A 15762-nucleotide genomic window follows, 5' to 3' on the forward strand; every position below is an offset into this window, starting at 1 on the left:
CCTGGAAGGGGCGCCTCCGACCCACGAAGACGCAACGATCGCCCGGTGGGTTGCCTGAATCCTGGGTGAGCGATGATGGAACGAGCGGGCGCGCCTGGCCTGACTTATCGGTACATGGCGGCCCTTTTCACCCGCCCTCGGAAAGGTCACCCATGGCACCGCGCATCCTGTTGGCCCGGCATGGACAGACGGAATGGTCACTGTCCGGGCGGCACACCGGCAGGACCGACATCCCCCTCCTCGAAGAGGGACGGCGCGGCGCGAAACTCCTCGGCGAACGCCTGCACCGGGCGCCCCTCGACGGACTCCCCGGCGCCGAGGTCCGCACCAGCCCGCTCTCCCGCGCGCGCGAGACCTGCGAACTCGCCGGCTTCGGCGACCGCGCCACGGAGTGGGACGCGCTCATGGAGTGGGACTACGGCGCGTACGAGGGACTGACCCCCGCCCAGATCCAGGAGCGGCGCCCCGGCTGGTTCATCTGGCGCGACGGCGTCCCCGAGGGCGAGACCCTGGAGCAGATGACCGCCCGCGCCGACGAGGTCGTCGCCTGGGCCAGATCCGAGAACCGCGACGCCCTGGTCTTCGCGCACGGCCACATGCTGCGCTCCATCGGCGCCCGCTGGCTGGGCCTCCCGCTGGACTTCGCGGCCCGCATCCGCCTCAACCCGACGTCCCTGTCGGTCCTCGGCTGGGCCTACGGCGAACCGGCGATCGAGTCGTGGAACGACATCGGCCACCTCGCGGGCCACGAGGGCTAGGGCCTTTCGTCCGGATCGGGCCGGGCTAGCAGGAGTCCTGGAGGCGCCGGAGGCGCTCACACCGTGCGCGGCGCCGACGCGTGCTGCTCCAGGAACGCCGAGACGCCCGACGCCCTGCGGTGCGGAAGAAGCACGCGCGCGGTGGTCGCCAGCATCGACTGGATGCGCGACGACTGGACCTCGGTCAGCAGGTGCAGGACCCGCATCCCCGCGGACGCGGCCTCGTCGGGCTGGCCCGCGCGCGCAAGGTCGTCGGCCAGCTCCGCCGTGTACAGGGCGATGTTCCGGGTGAAGTGCGGGTCCTGGAGAGCCGCGGCGCGACGCGCGTGCCGGGCGGCGCGCGTCCAGTCGCCGAGCGCCGAGTAGCACTGCGCCTCCAGGCCCTCCAGCTCGGCCTCGCCGTAGAACGTCATCCACTCCGGGTCGTCGTCCGACCGCCCGCGCGCGAAGAGGGCCTGCGCCCGGGCCAGCGCCCGCTCACACCCCGTACGGTCGCCGAGCCCCGCCCAGCCGCCCGCCTCGCGCAGCGCGAGCAGTGAGAGCAGTCGCGGCGACGCCAGCTGGGAGGCGACGCGCGTGGCCGCCTGCGCCGCCCGCACCGCCTCCCTCGGCCGCCCCGCGTCCCGCGCCAGGAACGCCGTGTTGCAGAACGCGTGCGCCTCCAGCGCCGGGTCGCCCGCCACGCGCGCGGTGGCCAGCGCCTCCGCGTAGTGCGAGCGCGCGTCGTCGAAGCGGCCCGAGTCGTGCGCCAACCAGCCTACGGAGATGGCCAGTTCACCCGCCCCGGCCTGGAGCCGCTCGGCCGTGCCGGGCGCCGCCGTCCCCGCGTCGAGCAGCGCGAACGCCGTACGCAGCGGGGCCGCGGCCCTCTTGTAGAGCCCGTCGGCGCCGTGCCGGTCGTCGAGCAGCCGGATCCGGCGGATGGCCTCCTCGACCGCGCCGACACCGGCCTCGGGCGCCGCGCGCCGGCCGTGGCCCGAGGCGGTTGACTTCGCCGCATGGGCTGCCGTGCCGTCGGCCGCGATGCCGAAGGGCGCCAGGGAGGCGATGGCCACGGTGGCCGTCCCTCCGGTCATGAATGCGCGACGCCGCACGTCGCTCTCCTCGTCGTGGTGCGGGAACTCGAACTCGGTGTGCGCGAGGGGTACGGGCTCCGCGGGGCGTGCCGCCCGGCCGCGTACGGCGGAGCGGGGCGCGAACCCCAGATCCGTGAGCGAGCGGCCGGGGAACATGTGCAGGAACACCCGCTCGTACGCGTAGTTGGGACAGCGGATCTCGCCGGCCTCCACCCGTCCGATGTAGCGCGCGTCGCAGCTGACCCGCTCGCCGATCTCCCGGGCGGCGCGTCGCACCGCGGCCGCGAACTCGCCCGGAGAGCGCTGCCCACGCAGCCGCCTGAAGGCGAGATTCGGCCGCGGGGACTGCGCTGACGATGCCACCGGTGACGGCGTCATGACCGGGCCCTCTCGTGCGAACCGTGCCGGATCACCGGGGAGTTGGGTCTCTGTGAGCCCTGGTGCAACCCCTGTTCCGACGGGGCACGAAGGTACCTGCTGTAACGACTCCGACACACAGTGTTTAGCTACAAACCGGATATCTCACCCCTCATCCGCCATGAAGTGCCATCCTTTGCGGCGGCGTGCCGCCGTAGCTGTTGACGCCTACGGGCGTTGAACCTTGCGGGGCCGGAGCGGTCGCGTTCCGGTCGTGCAACCCGTACGCGAGAGCGAGGAGGGGCTGACGTGTTGGAGGCATCATTTTCGACGGCGCGGCACCGGCCGACCCAGGACCACAGCACGCCACCCCGTGACAGCGCGTCCTGCGACGTGGTGACCGTTCCGGCGCGGCAGGGTCTCGAAGCCGTCGACATCCTGCGCCGCGGCGCCACCGAGGCCGTCGGCCCGGTCCTGCACGACGGGGAGTGCGACACCCTCGGCTTCCTCGTGCCGCCCGGCACCGCCGACGCCTGGGACGTCCCCGGCAGCGCCTGCACCCACACCCCCGCGTCGTCCTCGCCGGAGCGCGGCCCCGGTGCGGGCCTCGTGCGGCCCGCCCCCGTCGAGGGCGGCGGCTGGCTGCTCCCGCCCGGCGAGGCCGAGCTCGTCACCGACCCGGCGGTCCTGCGGGCGGCGCTCGGTGAGGCGGCCCGCATGATCGAAGCCGCGGACAACTGCCGCTGAGGCCGGCCGCCAGGTCCTTGCGGTCCCTGGCCTCGCGGCCGCTGGGCCGACTCGTCTCCGCCCGTCGATAATGGACGGATGGCAAGGTCAAGGGCAAAGAACAAGCAGGCCGGAGCGGCCCGCGGCGGCCGGGAGGCCGTCGTCGAGGCCGTCGACGGCGGGCTCGCCGAGCTGATACCCGACCGGGACCGGCCGCGCGCCTGGACGCTGCTCGTGGACGGTGCCCCGCAGTCGCACGTCGACCTCGACGATCCCGGGCACCTCGAATTCGAGTACCAGCGCAGGATCGGCCACGCCATCGACCTCGCCGTGGACAAGGGCCGCCCCGTGCACGCCGTGCACCTGGGAGGCGGTGCCTTCACCCTCGCCCGCTACATCGCCGTGACCCGCCCCCGTTCCACCCAGCAAGTGGTCGAACGCGACGAGGCGCTAGTCCAACTGGTGCGCCGTGAGCTGCCGTTGGACCCCGGCTCCCGGATCCGCGTCCGTGCCGGCGACGCCCGCGAGGGCCTCGTGAAACTCCCCGACGGCTGGGCCGACCTCCTGATAGCAGACGTGTTCAGCGGAGCGCGTACGCCCGCGCACCTCACCAGCTCTGAGTTCCTCACCGAGGTTCGCCGGGTGGTCAAGCCCGGCGGGTGCTACGTCGCCAACCTCGCCGACGGGCCGCCCCTCGCGCATCTGCGCGGGCAGATCGCCACCGCCGCGACCGTCTTCCCCGAGCTCGCCCTCGTCGCCGACCCGGCCGTCCTGCGAGGCAAGCGCTTCGGCAACGCGGTGCTCGTCGCCTCCGACCGGGTCCTGCCCGTAGCCGAACTGACCCGGCGCGCGGCCGGCGATCCGCATCCCGCCCGCGTCGAACACGGCAAGGCCCTCTCGGACTTCACCGGGGGCGCCGATGCCGTCAGCGACGCGCATGCCGTCGCTTCGCCCGCTCCTCCGCCGTCCGTGTTCCGGTGACGGGGGCCGGGACCGAGAGGGCGTTCTGGGCAGGCCGGGGCGGGTGGCCGTGCGAGTGGTCAGTACTTCGCCACTTCCACGCTCGGCGCGTGGTCGTGCCACGTGCAGAACACCGAGACCTTGTCCGTGCCCGAGGTGAACTCCACCCTGATCCAGGTCGAGTCCTTCCACACCTGCACCGACCAGCCGGCCGCGGGCGTCGCCGACACCAGCGTCGCCGAGTCCTTGCCCAGGTCGAACACAGCACGGCCGCCCGCCGTCGCGTAGCCCTTCACCGTGCCGGACGCCGACGGCGACGGTGACGCGGGCGGCTTGGCGGAGGCGCTCGGTTTCGCCGTGCGGCTCGGGGGCGGGGTGGCCGAGCCGGGGGCGTGTGACGGCTTCTGCGATGCGGAGCGGGACGGCGACGCCGGCGACGCCTCCGGGCGGTGCGTCGACGACGCCCGCGCGTCCACCGCTCCCGCGGCGATCGGCACGGCGCGCGGCGGGTCGTACGCCGTGCCCGCCATCACCGTGTGCACGCCCCACCACGACAGCGTGACGGCCGCACCGGTGGCCAGCAGCCAGGCCGCCGTGTGAACAAGTCCTCTGCGCATGGGGTGCATCGCGGCCATACTGCCGCACCCGCCCCACCCGTGTCCCAGAGGGACCGGGGTTGCCCCGGACCTGGGCGGAAGAAGGACCGGCGTCCCCCGTATGGCGTACGGTGCCGCCCATGGCAAGTGTGCTCGTGGTCGAGGACGACCAGTTCGTGCGCTCGGCCCTCATCCGGCACCTGACCGAGGCCTCCCACACCGTACGGAGCGTCGGCACGGCCCTGGAGGCGCTGCGCGAGGTCGCCCATTTCCGTTTCGACGTCGTGATTCTCGACCTCGGCCTGCCCGATCTGGACGGCTCCGAGGCGTTGAAGATGCTGCGCGGCATCACCGACGTACCCGTGATCATCGCCACGGCCCGCGACGACGAGACCGAGATCGTCCGGCTCCTCAACGACGGCGCCGACGACTACCTCACCAAGCCGTTCTCGCCCGAGCACCTGTCCGCGCGCATGGCCGCCGTGCTGCGCCGCGCGCGCTCCAGCGCCGCCGCCGAGCCGCCCTCGCGGCTCCTCCAGGTCGGCGGCCTCGCGATCGACCCGCTGCGGCGCCAGGCCGAACTGGACGGGGCGCGGCTCGATCTCACCCGGCGCGAGTTCGACCTGCTCACCTTCCTCGCGGGCAGGCCCGGCGTCGTCGTACCCCGCAAGGAACTTCTCGCCGAGGTGTGGCAGCAGTCGTACGGGGACGATCAGACCATTGACGTCCATCTGTCGTGGCTGCGAAGGAAATTGGGTGAAACGGCCGCGCGGCCGCGCTATCTGCACACTCTGCGGGGTGTCGGTGTGAAGCTGGAGCCGCCGCGGGCGGAGGGCGGGCCGGCATGAGGTGGGCCCTGGTCAAGGTGTGCCTCGCCGTCACCGCCATGGTGGTGGTGGCTTTCGCGGTTCCTCTCGGCCTCGTCATCAAGGAGATGGCCAGGGATCGTGCCTTCTCCAACGCCGAGCGGACCGCCGCCGCGATCGGGCCCACCCTCTCCATCACCACCGACCGTGACGAACTGACCCGCGCCGTCGCCTCCACCGAGGCCGGCGCCGACGGCCGCATGGCCGTGTACATCCCGGCCTCCGATGGCGCCCCGGCGATCCAGGTCGGCACGTCGCGCGCCGGGGACGGGCACGTCGGCCTCCGCCAGGCCACCGTCGCCGATGTGCCCGGCGGGTCCGTGTGGCTCCAGCCCATCGCCGTCAGCTCCGGCATCGCCGTCGTCGAAGTGTTCGTGCCGGAGTCCGAGGTCACCAACGGGGTCGCCACCGCGTGGCTCGTGCTGGCCGGTGTCGGTATCGCCCTCGTCATAGGGTCCGTGGCCGTCGCCGACCGGCTCGGCGTACGCATGGTGCAGCCCGCCCAGCGCCTCGTCTCCGCCGCGCACGATCTGGGCGAGGGGAAGCTCGGGGCCCGCGTGCCGGAGGAAGGGCCTACGGAACTCCGGCTCGCCGCAGTCGCGTTCAACTCCATGGCCGATCAGGTCGTCCAGCTTCTCGCCAACGAGCGGGAGCTGGCCGCCGACCTCTCGCATCGGCTGCGTACGCCTCTCACCGTTCTGCGGCTCAACGCCGTCTCGCTGGGGGAGGGCGCCGCCGCCGAGCAGACCCGCGCCGCCGTCGAGCAGCTGGAGCGTGAGGTCGACACCATCATCCGTACCGCCCGCGACGCCAAGCCGCAGACCGCCGCCGCGGGACCCGGGGCAGGGTGCGATGCCGCCGAGGTCATCCGCGAGCGTATGGACTTCTGGTCCGCGCTCGCCGAGGACGAGGGGCGCAAGGTGCGCGTCGCCGGGGTCGACCGTCCTGTACGTATCCCGGTGGTCCGGGGGGAGCTGGCCGCCGCGCTCGACGCGCTGCTCGGGAATGTCTTCCGGCATACGCCCGAGGGCACCGCCTTCGCCGTCGACGTGCACAGCGGCGAGGACGCCGTGATCGTGCTCGTCTCCGACGCCGGGCCCGGGATTCCGGACCCGGACGCCGCGATGGCCCGCGGGCGTGGGTCCGGCAGCGACGGGTCCACCGGACTCGGGCTCGACATCGTCCGCCGGCTCGCCGAGTCGACCGGGGGCGATGTGCGGATCGGGTCCTCCGTACTCGGGGGGACCGAGGTGCGGATCTGGGTGCAGCTGGACGGGCGGGGACCCGGTGGTGCTGTGCGGCGGGGGCATCGGGGCGGGGTGCGGCGTGGGCGTAAGCGGGGCGCCGGCTCGGGGGGTGGGTCAGGGGTCGGCTCGGGGGCCGGGGCGGGTGCGGGTGCCGGGGCGGGCGCTGGGTCCGGTGCCGCTGTGTAGTCGGGTGGGGCCTCATCGTTTCGGGGTTGGTCTCTACCTTTAATCCGTTCCGATGGCTTCCTTAAGCCCTCCATAAGAACCTCGACCGCCGGTGCTGATGCCCTGTTTGCCGGGTTCCGGATCGCTAGCGTGCTGCCGCACCCCCACCCCCGTACAGCTAAGGCAGGCACGCGATGAGCAGCACGCACCGGCGCAGGGTCAGCGGCAGGAACAAGGCGATAGGCGGGCTCGTCGCCACGGCCGTCGTGGGCGGCGGCGCCTTCCTGTTCTCCGGTACGGCGCAGGCCGCGGGGGTCGGCGCCGCGTACACCAAGACCAGCGAGTGGTCCGGCGGTTACACCGCCCAGTACGTCGTCAAGAACGACTCGGACAAGGCCCAGTCGGACTGGAAGCTCGAGTTCGACCTGCCGTCCGGCAGCAAGCTCGGTTCCCTGTGGAACGCCGAGTCGTCCGTGTCCGGCTCGCATGTCACCGTGACGCCCGCCTCCTGGGACAAGGAAGGCATCGCCGCCGGGAAGTCCGTGACCGTCGGGTTCGTCGTCACCGGCGACGCCGATCCGGCCGGATGCCTCATCAACGGCGCCAAGTGCTCCGTGGACGACGGGGCCACGCCCGAGCCCAGCGGACGCCCGACGGAGTCCGCGACTCCCACCCCGAGTGCCGGCGCCTCCGCTTCGGCCACCGCCAAGCCCACCGAGACCGCCACGTCGACGGCGAGCCCGTCGCCGTCCTCGTCCTCCGGCACCGGTTCGGGCTCCACCGCCGCGGCGGGCTTCGCCCCGTACGTCGACACCTCGCTCTACCCGAAGTTCGACCTGGTCGCCTCCTCCAAGGCCACCGGCGTCAAGGAGTTCAACCTCGCCTTCATCACCTCCGGCGGCTCCTGCACCCCGAAGTGGGGCGGCGTGACCGACCTAAGCAGTGACGAAGTCGCCGCCCAGATAGGCGACTTGAGGGCCGCCGGTGGCGATGTGCGCGTCTCGTTCGGTGGCGCGTCCGGTACCGAGCTGGCGCAGGCCTGTTCCTCGGCCTCCGACCTCGCGGCGGCGTACCAGAAGGTCATCGACCAGTTCAAGCTCACCAAGGTCGACTTCGACGTCGAGGGGGGCGCCCTGCCGGACACCGCCGCCAACACCAAGCGTGCCCAGGCCATCGCCACGCTGCAGAAGAACAACCCGGAGCTGAACGTCTCCTTCACGCTCCCGGTGATGCCCGAGGGCCTCACGTCCGACGGCGTGAACTTCCTGAAGAACGCCAAGTCCAACGGCGTTTCGACCGACCTCGTCAACATCATGGCGATGGACTACGGCGCCTCTTACAGCGGCGACATGGGTACTTACGCCGAGCAGGCCGCCACCGCCACACAGGCGCAGATCAAGAGCGCACTCGGGCTGTCCGACGCCGCCGCCTGGAAGGCCGTCGCGATCACCCCGATGATCGGCGTCAACGACGTCTCGTCCGAGGTCTTCCAGGTCGACGACGCCACGCAGCTGGTCGCCTTCGCCAAGGAGAAGGGACTGGGCGGTCTGTCGATGTGGTCCGCCACTCGTGACAAGGCGTGTGAGGGCGGGGCGTCCAACTCGGCCCAGCCGACCTGTTCCTCGATCGAGCAGTCGGCCAACGCCTTCCAGAAGGCCTTCGCCTCCTTCAAGTAGCCCTCCCCCCACGGGAAGCTGCGCGCCCCGGCCGGATCCAGATCCCCCACTCGGCCGGGGCGCGCGTTTGTGTTCCGGTTCGTTCTGGGGGGGGGTGCCGCCGCTTTTGTGTGGCTCGCCCTTTGGGTGCGCCGCCGTTGTGCCTTGTCTTTCGGATGCGGGGCCGCGGGGGTATGTACGTGCTCGCTGTTCTACGGGTGCTCGTCAGCGAGTTGGCTGCCGGCGTGGTGCTGGTGGCTGCGCGCGCACATGCCCCCACGTCCCCTCCCGTCTCGTACGCGGCTGCTGCTCGGTGGGGCTCCCTGCCCTCGGGCCGCTTCTCGTACGCGGCTGATCGCCGGTGGGCGCTGCTAGTTCACCGGCGGGAGTTGGTTGGTGCGGGACGCTTGTGCGTACCAGTGCGCGCTCGACTTCGGTGTACGTTTCTGGGTCGCGTAGTCCACGTAGACGGCCCCGAAGCGCTTCTCGTAGCCGTACGCCCACTCGAAGTTGTCCATCAGCGACCAGAGGTAGTAGCCGCGGACGTCCGCGCCGTCCTTGATCGCGCGGTGTACGGCGGACAGGTGGCCGTGGAGGTACGCGATGCGCTCCGGGTCGTGGACCCGGCCCTCCGGGTCCGGCTTGTCGTCGTACGCCGCGCCGTTCTCCGTGATGTACAGCGGCAGGCCCGGCGCCTCCCTGGTGTAGCGCATGATCAGGTCGTGCAGGCCCGTCGGGTCGATCGTCCAGCCCATCTCCGTGCGCTCGCCCGGGGATTGGTGGAAGGCGACGTCGTCGGCTCCTGGCCAGGGGGAGTGTTCGCTCGCGCCGTGGCCGTCGGATCGGGTCGTGGGGGCCGACGGGGCCGAGGAGACCAGGGACGGCGTGTAGTAGTTCAGGCCCAGCGCGTCCAGTGGCTGGTGGATCGCCGCCAGGTCGGTGGCGTGGACGAAGGACCAGTCCGTGATGCCCGCGGTGTCCGTGATCAGGTCCGCCGGGTACTCCCCGTGCAGCATCGGGCCGTGGAACACGCCGTTGGCCAGGTTGTCGATGCGCCGGCGGGCGTCGTTGTCGGCGGGACTGTCGGGTGAGAGGGGCCTGACCGTGGAGGAGTTGAGACTTACTGCCACCTCTGCTCGGGACGGAAGTGTTTGGCGCAGTGCCTGTGTTGCCAGGCCGTGTGCCAGGTTGAGGTGGTGGGCCGCTCGGAGCGTTGCCGCCGGTTCCGTCCTGCCTGGCGCGTGCACACCCGAGCCGTAGCCCAGGAACGCACTGCACCAGGGTTCGTTGAGCGTGATCCAGAGGTCCACCCGGTCGCCCAGCGCCTCGCCGACCATGCCCGCGTACTCCGCGAAGCGGTACGCCGTGTCGCGTGCCGGCCAGCCGCCCGCGTCCTCCAGTTCCTGCGGCAGATCCCAGTGGTAGAGCGTCAGGGCCGGCTTGATGCCCTGGGCGAGGAGTTCGTCCGTCAGGCGCCGGTAGAAGTCCAGGCCCCGCTGGACCGCCGGGCCGCGGCCCGTGGGCTGCACCCTCGGCCACGAGACCGAGAAGCGGTATGTGCCCAGGTCCAGGCCCTTCATGAGCGCCACGTCGTCCCGGTAGCGGTGGTAGTGGTCCACCGCCGTGTCGCCCGTGTCACCGCCCGCCGTCCTGCCCGGCGTATGGCTGAACGTGTCCCAGATCGACGGCGTCCTGCCGTCCTCCCGCACCGCCCCCTCGATCTGGTACGCCGATGTCGCGGCGCCCCAGAGGAAGTTCGGCGGGAAGGTGGGGGCGGCGGTGGAGGTGAGGGTGGGATCTGTTGTGGGTGTCTGCGTAATGGGCTTAGGCATGGAAGCGCTCCCATCGGTAGGAAGTTGTGGGGTGGGGCCGCCGCGCGCGGCGGCCCCCGAGAAACGTCAGCCCTTTACCGCGCCCTGCATGATGCCGCCGACGATCTGCTTGCCGAACAGCAGGAACGCGATCAGCAGCGGCAGCGTGCCGAGCAGGGCTCCGGCCATGATCACCGAGTCGTCGGGGATGTAGCCGGTGCCCAGTTGGTTGAGGGCCACCTGGACCGTCGGGTTCTCTCCGTTGAGCGCGATGATCGGCCACAGGAAGTCGTTCCACGCCATCACGAACGTCAGCAGCCCGAGCACCGCCATCGCCGGGCGCGCGGCCGGGAAGACCACGTGCCAGACGACCCGCAGACTGCTCGCCCCGTCGACCCGGGCGGCCTCTATGAGTTCGGTGGGCAGCGCCTGGACCAGGTACTGGCGCATGAAGAACGTACCGAAAGCGCTGACCAGGGTCGGCAGGATGACCGTCTGCAGATGGTTCGCCCAGCCCAGGTCCGTCATCCACAAGTACAGCGGGACCACCGCGAGCTGGGGCGGGATCATCATCGTGCCGATGGTGATCAGCAGCAGCGTGGTCGAGAACCGGAAGCGTAGTTTGGCGAAGGCGAAACCGGCGAGTGTGGAGAACAACACCGTGCCGACGGTGATGGTCGCCGCCACGAGGATGGTGTTCCACATCGCGGTGCCCATGCCGGCCTGGTTCCAGGCGGTCTCCAGGTTCTTGAACAGGTTTCCGCCGAACCAGAACGGCGGTGGTGTCTGCGCGAGGCGGGTGTTGGTGCGTGAGGCCGCGATCGTCGTCCACAGCAACGGGGCGAGCGAGATCACGGCGAACAGGATCAGCACGAGGTACGTGACCGGACCTGCGTGCAGTTGCTTGCCCGCGCCCAGGATCCGCCGCCAACGCGGCGGTTCGGCGTCCTGCGCGACCTGAGGCGGTGTCGCGTCGGTGATGGTGGTCATTGGGATTTCCTCAGCCGTCGGGTGATCAGCAGGTTGACCGCGGCCACGATGAGCAGGATCAGGAACATCGACCAGGCGATCGCGGATGCCTTGCCGAGGTTGCCGACGATCCAGCCCTGGTCGTACATGTACAGGCCGAGCGTCTGGTACTGGTGCTCGGACCCGCCCTTGGTGCCGCTGACACCGCCGAACAGCAGGGGCTCGCCGAAGAGTTGGGTCGCGCCGATCGTGGAGACGACCACCGTGAACAGGATCGTCGGACGCAGCATCGGAATGGTCACGTGCCGGAACTGCTGCCAGCGGTTCGCGCCGTCCAGGGCCGCCGACTCGTACAGGTCGGCCGGGATGGCCTGCATCGCCGCCAGATAGATCAGCGCGTTGTATCCGGTCCACCGCCAGATCACGATCGAGGAGACCGCTGCTTGCGAACCCCAGTCGGATTCACGCCAGTTGACCGGGTCGATGCCGACCAGGTCGAGCGCCCAGTTGATCATGCCGGTGTCGGGCGAGAAGAGCAGCACGAAGACGAGCGTCGCCGCCGCCACCGAGGTGGCGTACGGGGTGAGCATGACGACGCGCCACACGGTGGAGCCGCGCAGCCGGTAGTTGAGCATGTGCGCGAGCCAGATCGCCGCGATCAGCTGCGGCACGGTCGAGATCACGCCGATGGTGAACGTGTTCTTCAGCGCGTTCCAGAAGAAGTCCGACTGGAAGAGGTTCGTGTAGTTGTCCAGGCCCGCCCAGGTCTGGCCGTCCAGGTTCGACAGCTGCACATGGTGCAGCGAGTACCAGGCGGTGTAGAGCAGCGGCACCATCGAGAAGGCGCCGAAGATGATGAAGAAGGGGGAGATGAACGCGTACGGGGACGCCTTCATGTCCCAGCGGTACAGCCGGCTGCGCCAGGTGCCGGCGCCCGTCGGCGCCGTACCGCGACCCTGAGCGCCCCGGGCCGCGCCCGGCTCCTGGGAGCCGGGCGCGGTGTCGGCGCTCGTCGCGGACTGCGCGAGAGCCTCGTCGGAGCTGGTCACTGGTCGAGCACGTCCTTGACTTCCTTGGTGGCCGCGTCCCAGCCCTGCGCGGGCGACTTGCCCTTCTGCTCGACCTGGAGGATGCCGGTGTCGGTGATCGCGGTGCCGATCGGCTGGTCCTTGATGCCGAAGACCTGGACCGGGATGGTCTTTGCCGAGTCGGAGAAGATCTGTGTCAGGGGCGCGTCGGAGAAGTACGCGGTCGTCGCGGCCTGCGGCTTCAGGTCGGCGTACGCCGAAGGCATCGACGGGAAGCTGGCCTGCTTGGCGAAGACCTTCGCCTGCTGTGCGGGCGCGGTCAGCCACTTCGCCAGCGCGATGGCCTCCTTCTGGTGCTTGCTCGCCGTCGGTACACCGATGAACGAGCCGCCCCAGTTGGCCGCGGTCGGTGCGGCCGCCACGTCCCACTTGCCCTTGCCGGCGTCACCGGACTTCTCCTGGATGTAGCCGAGCATCCACGCGGGGCAGGCCACCGTGGCGAAGGTGCCGTTGGCGAAGCCTTGTTGCCACGGCTTGTCGAACTGCTTCAGCTTGGCCGACATGTTGCTGGTCGCCACCTCCATGGCGGCGTTCCAGGACTTCTTCACCCCCGTGGACTTGTCCCAGATGACGCTGCCGTCCTTGTCGTAGTACCGCTCCTTCTCGCCGCCGAGCGCCGCGTTGTAGACGGAGGACGCGGAGTCCACGTACTTGGTGCCGTTCGGCGCCTTCTTCATGTACTGCTTGCCGAGGTCGACGTACTTGTTCCAGTCGCCCTGCCACTGCGCGGCGAGCTTGGTGCGGTCGGTCTCCAGACCGGCCTTCTCGAACAGGTCCTTGCGGTAGCAGATCGCCATCGGGCCGACGTCCGTGCCGAGCCCGATGAGCTTGCCGTCCTTGGTGGTGGCCTGGGCGTTCTTCCAGTCCAGCCACTGCGACTTGTCGACCTCCTTGCCGAGGTCGACGAACTTGTCGGCCTGCGTCTGGACGGCCTCGGTGATGTTGCCGACCTCGATCGCCTGGATGTCGTCCGTGCCGGATCCGGCCTGCAGCCGGGTAAGCGTCTTCGGCCAGTAGACGTCGGTGCGGGTGGTGACGTTCTCCTTGATCGTCACGCCCGGGTGCAGCTTCATGTACTCGTCGTAGAGCCCGGCCTGCTTGTAGCCGAAGACGCCGAACGTGCCGATCGTGAGCGTGGTGCCGCCCTTGTTGCCGGCACCCCCGCTCGAACCGCCGTCGGATCCTGAGTTGTCATCGGTCGCGCATCCGGCGAGCAGCCCTGTAGCCAGGGCGGCGACGACCGCGAAGGTCATCGCGCGTCGGGACGTGCGGGCAGTCGTGCGCATTGTGTCCTCCAAAGTACTCACTTGCTCTGAAGTGCCAACCCCGGCCAACTGCCTTGCTACGCCCGTTCGTTCACGTGCGGCTCGGGCGGGGAACGTGCGGCTTCTGTATACGCCCAGTAGAGTGGGAGCGCTCCCATAGGTGATGTGTTGAAGGGTCGTCGCTCGGCCCGGGGGTGTCAAGACGCCGGGCAGCGGCAACTTGGTGCGGTTATCGGGCTGTTAGATTCCGCGTGAGACTTGGGGAGGTGGGAGCCATGGCGGCTCGCGGCACTCACAGCAGGCGTCCGACCCTTGAGGAGGTCGCGGCCCGGGCGGGCGTGGGCCGGGGCACGGTCTCCCGGGTGATCAACGGCTCGCCCCGGGTGAGCGACGCGACCCGCGCCACGGTCGAGGCCGCCGTCGCCGAGCTCGGCTACGTGCCGAACACGGCGGCCCGCGCCCTCGCCGCCAACCGCACCGACGCCATCGCCCTCGTCGTGCCCGAACCGGAGACACGTTTCTTCGCGGAGCCCTACTTCTCCGACATGCTGCGCGGCGTCGGTGCCGAGCTCGCCGAGACCGAGATGCAGCTCCTGCTGATCTTCGCGGGCAACGACCGGGAGCGGCAGCGCCTCGCCCAGTACCTCGCGGCGCACCGCGTCGATGGCGTCCTGCTGGTGTCCGTCCACGCCGACGACCCGCTCCCCGATCTGCTCAGTCAGCTGGAGATCCCCGCCGTCATCAGCGGCCGACGCTCCGCCGCCGAGACGCTGCCCTCGGTGGATTCCGACAACTTCGCGGGCGCGTACTCGGCCGTCGAGCACCTCCTGAGCCGCGGCCGCACCCGCATCGCCACGATCACCGGCCGGCTCGACGTGTACGGCGCCCAGCGCCGCGTCGACGGCTACCGCGCCGCAGTCGATGCGGCCGGCCGTGAGGTGGACGAGCGGCTCATCGTGCCGGGGGACTTCACGGAGGAGGGTGGCCGGCGCGCGATGGCCGAGCTCCTGGAGCGCTGCCCGGAGGTGGACGCCGTGTTCGCCGGGTCGGACGTGATGGCTGCCGGTGCCCGCCAGGTGCTGCGCGAGGCGGGCCGCCGTCTCCCCGACGACGTCGCCCTGGTCGGCTACGACGACTCGGCGATCGCCCGGCACATGGACCCGCCCCTGACCAGCGTCCGCCAGCCGATCGAGGAGATGGGCCGCGCCATGATCGACCTGCTGCTCGCCGAGATCGCCGACCGGCGCCCGGCCGCGTCCCGCACACTCGACGGCCGCCAGCTGGTCCTTCCGAACGAACTGGTGGAGCGCGCTTCGTCCTGAGTGGTGCGCGCGTCGGCCTTAGGCGTGCGTGTCGTCCTGGGCGGCGCGGGGCGCCACAATGATCAAGGCCCCGGTTCTTTCGAACCGGGGCCTTGATCATTCAGGGTGAGTGACGGGACTTGAACCCGCGGCCACCTGGACCACAACCAGGTGCTCTACCAACTGAGCTACACCCACCATGTCCGGTCGTATGTCGTTCTTCCGACCGGCCGAGAAAAAGTGTACAGGGTCCGAAGGGGTGCTCGCGCACCCCTTTTCCGGACCCCGTACACAGGGGTCGGAAATGCGGTGCGAGGCGCTATTCCGCAGGCGGCGCGTGCTTGGCCGCGATCTTCTTCGCGGTGTCGGAGTCCGGTCCCGGCTGCGGGACGAAGACCGCCTCGCGGTAGTAGCGCAGCTCGACGATGGAGTCGCGGATGTCGGCGAGCGCGCGGTGGTTGCCGTTCTTGTCCGGACTGTTGAAGTACGCCCTCGGGTACCAGCGGCGCGCCAGTTCCTTGACCGAGGACACATCGACGATCCGGTAGTGGAGGTAGTCCTCCAGCGTCGGCATGTCCCGCAGCAGGAATCCGCGGTCGGTGCCGACCGAGTTTCCGCACAGGGGCGCCTTGCCCGGTTCCTTGACGTGCTCGCGTACGTACGCGAGGACCTGCTCCTCGGCGTCGGCGAGCGTAGTGCCGCCCGCGAGTTCGTCGAGGAGGCCCGAGGCGGTGTGCATCTGCCGCACCACCTCGGGCATGGTCTCCAGGGCCTCGGCCGGCGGGCGGATCACGATGTCCACGCCGTCGCCGAGTACGTTCAGCTCAGAGTCGGTGACCAGTGCGGCCACCTCGATGAGCGCGTCATTCGCCAGCGAGAGCCCGGTCATCTCGCAGTCGATCCACACCATGCGATCGTTCAT

14 protein-coding genes and 1 tRNA gene are annotated in these 15762 nt (G+C 70.5%); 7 read left to right on the forward strand and 8 right to left on the reverse strand.

Annotated features, from left to right (window positions below; all coding sequences use genetic code 11):
* The first annotated feature begins 152 nt into the window (after window positions 1-152).
* Window positions 153-758 carry a histidine phosphatase family protein gene (locus OG758_RS30470; RefSeq protein ID WP_116512838.1) on the forward strand — a complete coding sequence of 202 codons (606 nt, stop codon included), beginning with the start codon at window positions 153-155 and terminating at the stop codon, window positions 756-758.
* A 56-nt stretch (window positions 759-814) separates the two neighbouring features.
* Here the strand turns inward: OG758_RS30470 and OG758_RS30475 are convergent, their stop codons facing one another.
* Complete coding sequence (locus OG758_RS30475) at window positions 815-2212, reverse strand: tetratricopeptide repeat protein (protein ID WP_326712862.1); 1398 nt, start codon at window positions 2210-2212, stop codon at window positions 815-817.
* A 288-nt stretch (window positions 2213-2500) separates the two neighbouring features.
* On the opposite strand from OG758_RS30475, the gene OG758_RS30480 reads away from it, so the two are divergent.
* A complete protein-coding gene (locus OG758_RS30480) occupies window positions 2501-2938 on the forward strand; it encodes a hypothetical protein (RefSeq protein WP_326712863.1) in 438 nt (145 codons plus the stop codon).
* A gap of 78 nt (window positions 2939-3016) precedes the next feature.
* Window positions 3017-3898 (forward strand): spermidine synthase, encoded by an 882-nt coding sequence (locus OG758_RS30485; RefSeq protein ID WP_326712864.1) that lies wholly within the window; start codon window positions 3017-3019, stop codon window positions 3896-3898.
* 59 nt (window positions 3899-3957) lie between these two features.
* On the opposite strand, the gene OG758_RS30490 is transcribed toward OG758_RS30485, so the two are convergent.
* On the reverse strand, window positions 3958-4494 hold the full coding sequence (locus OG758_RS30490) for a hypothetical protein (protein WP_326712865.1): 537 nt from the start codon (window positions 4492-4494) through the stop codon (window positions 3958-3960).
* Window positions 4495-4613: 119 nt separating this feature from the next.
* On the opposite strand from OG758_RS30490, the gene OG758_RS30495 reads away from it, so the two are divergent.
* The 3 genes from OG758_RS30495 (at window position 4614) to OG758_RS30505 (ending at window position 8427) form a co-directional block, all read left to right on the forward strand.
* Complete coding sequence (locus OG758_RS30495; RefSeq protein ID WP_206302126.1) at window positions 4614-5321, forward strand: response regulator transcription factor; 708 nt, start codon at window positions 4614-4616, stop codon at window positions 5319-5321.
* A complete protein-coding gene (locus OG758_RS30500) occupies window positions 5318-6772 on the forward strand; it encodes a sensor histidine kinase (RefSeq protein ID WP_326712866.1) in 1455 nt (484 codons plus the stop codon). Before OG758_RS30495 ends, OG758_RS30500 begins: the two co-directional genes overlap by 4 nt.
* Window positions 6773-6945: 173 nt before the next feature.
* On the forward strand, window positions 6946-8427 hold the full coding sequence (locus OG758_RS30505) for a glycoside hydrolase family 18 protein (RefSeq protein WP_326712867.1): 1482 nt from the start codon (window positions 6946-6948) through the stop codon (window positions 8425-8427).
* Between the two features lie 350 nt (window positions 8428-8777).
* Here OG758_RS30505 and OG758_RS30510 read toward each other — a convergent pair whose 3' ends face one another.
* The 4 genes from OG758_RS30510 to OG758_RS30525 form a co-directional block, all read right to left on the reverse strand.
* The gene (locus tag OG758_RS30510) at window positions 8778-10238 is read right to left on the reverse strand and encodes a GH1 family beta-glucosidase (protein ID WP_326712868.1); all 1461 of its coding nucleotides are present in this window, start codon (window positions 10236-10238) and stop codon (window positions 8778-8780) included.
* Between the two features lie 66 nt (window positions 10239-10304).
* On the reverse strand, window positions 10305-11207 hold the full coding sequence (locus tag OG758_RS30515; RefSeq protein ID WP_326712869.1) for a carbohydrate ABC transporter permease: 903 nt from the start codon (window positions 11205-11207) through the stop codon (window positions 10305-10307).
* The gene (locus tag OG758_RS30520; protein WP_326712870.1) at window positions 11204-12235 is read right to left on the reverse strand and encodes a carbohydrate ABC transporter permease; all 1032 of its coding nucleotides are present in this window, start codon (window positions 12233-12235) and stop codon (window positions 11204-11206) included. Before OG758_RS30520 ends, OG758_RS30515 begins: the two co-directional genes overlap by 4 nt.
* Complete coding sequence (locus tag OG758_RS30525) at window positions 12232-13560, reverse strand: ABC transporter substrate-binding protein (protein WP_326712871.1); 1329 nt, start codon at window positions 13558-13560, stop codon at window positions 12232-12234. Before OG758_RS30525 ends, OG758_RS30520 begins: the two co-directional genes overlap by 4 nt.
* 254 nt (window positions 13561-13814) lie before the next feature.
* Between OG758_RS30525 and OG758_RS30530 the strand changes: the two genes are divergently transcribed.
* Window positions 13815-14861, forward strand: a complete 1047-nt coding sequence (locus OG758_RS30530) for a LacI family DNA-binding transcriptional regulator (protein WP_326712872.1) — start codon at window positions 13815-13817, stop codon at window positions 14859-14861.
* Between the two features lie 104 nt (window positions 14862-14965).
* On the opposite strand, the gene OG758_RS30535 is transcribed toward OG758_RS30530, so the two are convergent.
* Window positions 14966-15038: transfer RNA gene (locus OG758_RS30535), tRNA-His, on the reverse strand.
* Window positions 15039-15159: 121 nt separating this feature from the next.
* Window positions 15160-15762 (reverse strand): oligoribonuclease, encoded by a 603-nt coding sequence (orn, locus tag OG758_RS30540; RefSeq protein ID WP_227294811.1) that lies wholly within the window; start codon window positions 15760-15762, stop codon window positions 15160-15162.

Origin of the sequence: Streptomyces sp. NBC_01474 (assembly GCF_035918215.1) — a bacterium.
Taxonomy (GTDB): Bacteria; Actinomycetota; Actinomycetes; order Streptomycetales; family Streptomycetaceae; genus Streptomyces; species Streptomyces aureus.

Excerpts from the sequence above, each read along its gene's own strand:
- OG758_RS30525 (WP_326712871.1), bottom strand. The coding sequence starts at position 13,560 with ATGCGCACGACTGCCCGCACGTCCCGACGCGCGATGACCTTCGCGGTC.
- OG758_RS30530 (WP_326712872.1), top strand. The coding sequence starts at position 13,815 with ATGGCGGCTCGCGGCACTCACAGCAGGCGTCCGACCCTTGAGGAGGTC.
- OG758_RS30515 (WP_326712869.1), bottom strand. The coding sequence starts at position 11,207 with ATGACCACCATCACCGACGCGACACCGCCTCAGGTCGCGCAGGACGCC.
- OG758_RS30495 (WP_206302126.1), top strand. The coding sequence starts at position 4,614 with ATGGCAAGTGTGCTCGTGGTCGAGGACGACCAGTTCGTGCGCTCGGCC.
- OG758_RS30475 (WP_326712862.1), bottom strand. The coding sequence starts at position 2,212 with ATGACGCCGTCACCGGTGGCATCGTCAGCGCAGTCCCCGCGGCCGAAT.
- OG758_RS30505 (WP_326712867.1), top strand. The coding sequence starts at position 6,946 with ATGAGCAGCACGCACCGGCGCAGGGTCAGCGGCAGGAACAAGGCGATA.
- orn (WP_227294811.1), bottom strand. The coding sequence starts at position 15,762 with ATGAACGATCGCATGGTGTGGATCGACTGCGAGATGACCGGGCTCTCG.
- OG758_RS30500 (WP_326712866.1), top strand. The coding sequence starts at position 5,318 with ATGAGGTGGGCCCTGGTCAAGGTGTGCCTCGCCGTCACCGCCATGGTG.
- OG758_RS30470 (WP_116512838.1), top strand. The coding sequence starts at position 153 with ATGGCACCGCGCATCCTGTTGGCCCGGCATGGACAGACGGAATGGTCA.
- OG758_RS30490 (WP_326712865.1), bottom strand. The coding sequence starts at position 4,494 with ATGCGCAGAGGACTTGTTCACACGGCGGCCTGGCTGCTGGCCACCGGT.
- OG758_RS30485 (WP_326712864.1), top strand. The coding sequence starts at position 3,017 with ATGGCAAGGTCAAGGGCAAAGAACAAGCAGGCCGGAGCGGCCCGCGGC.
- OG758_RS30510 (WP_326712868.1), bottom strand. The coding sequence starts at position 10,238 with ATGCCTAAGCCCATTACGCAGACACCCACAACAGATCCCACCCTCACC.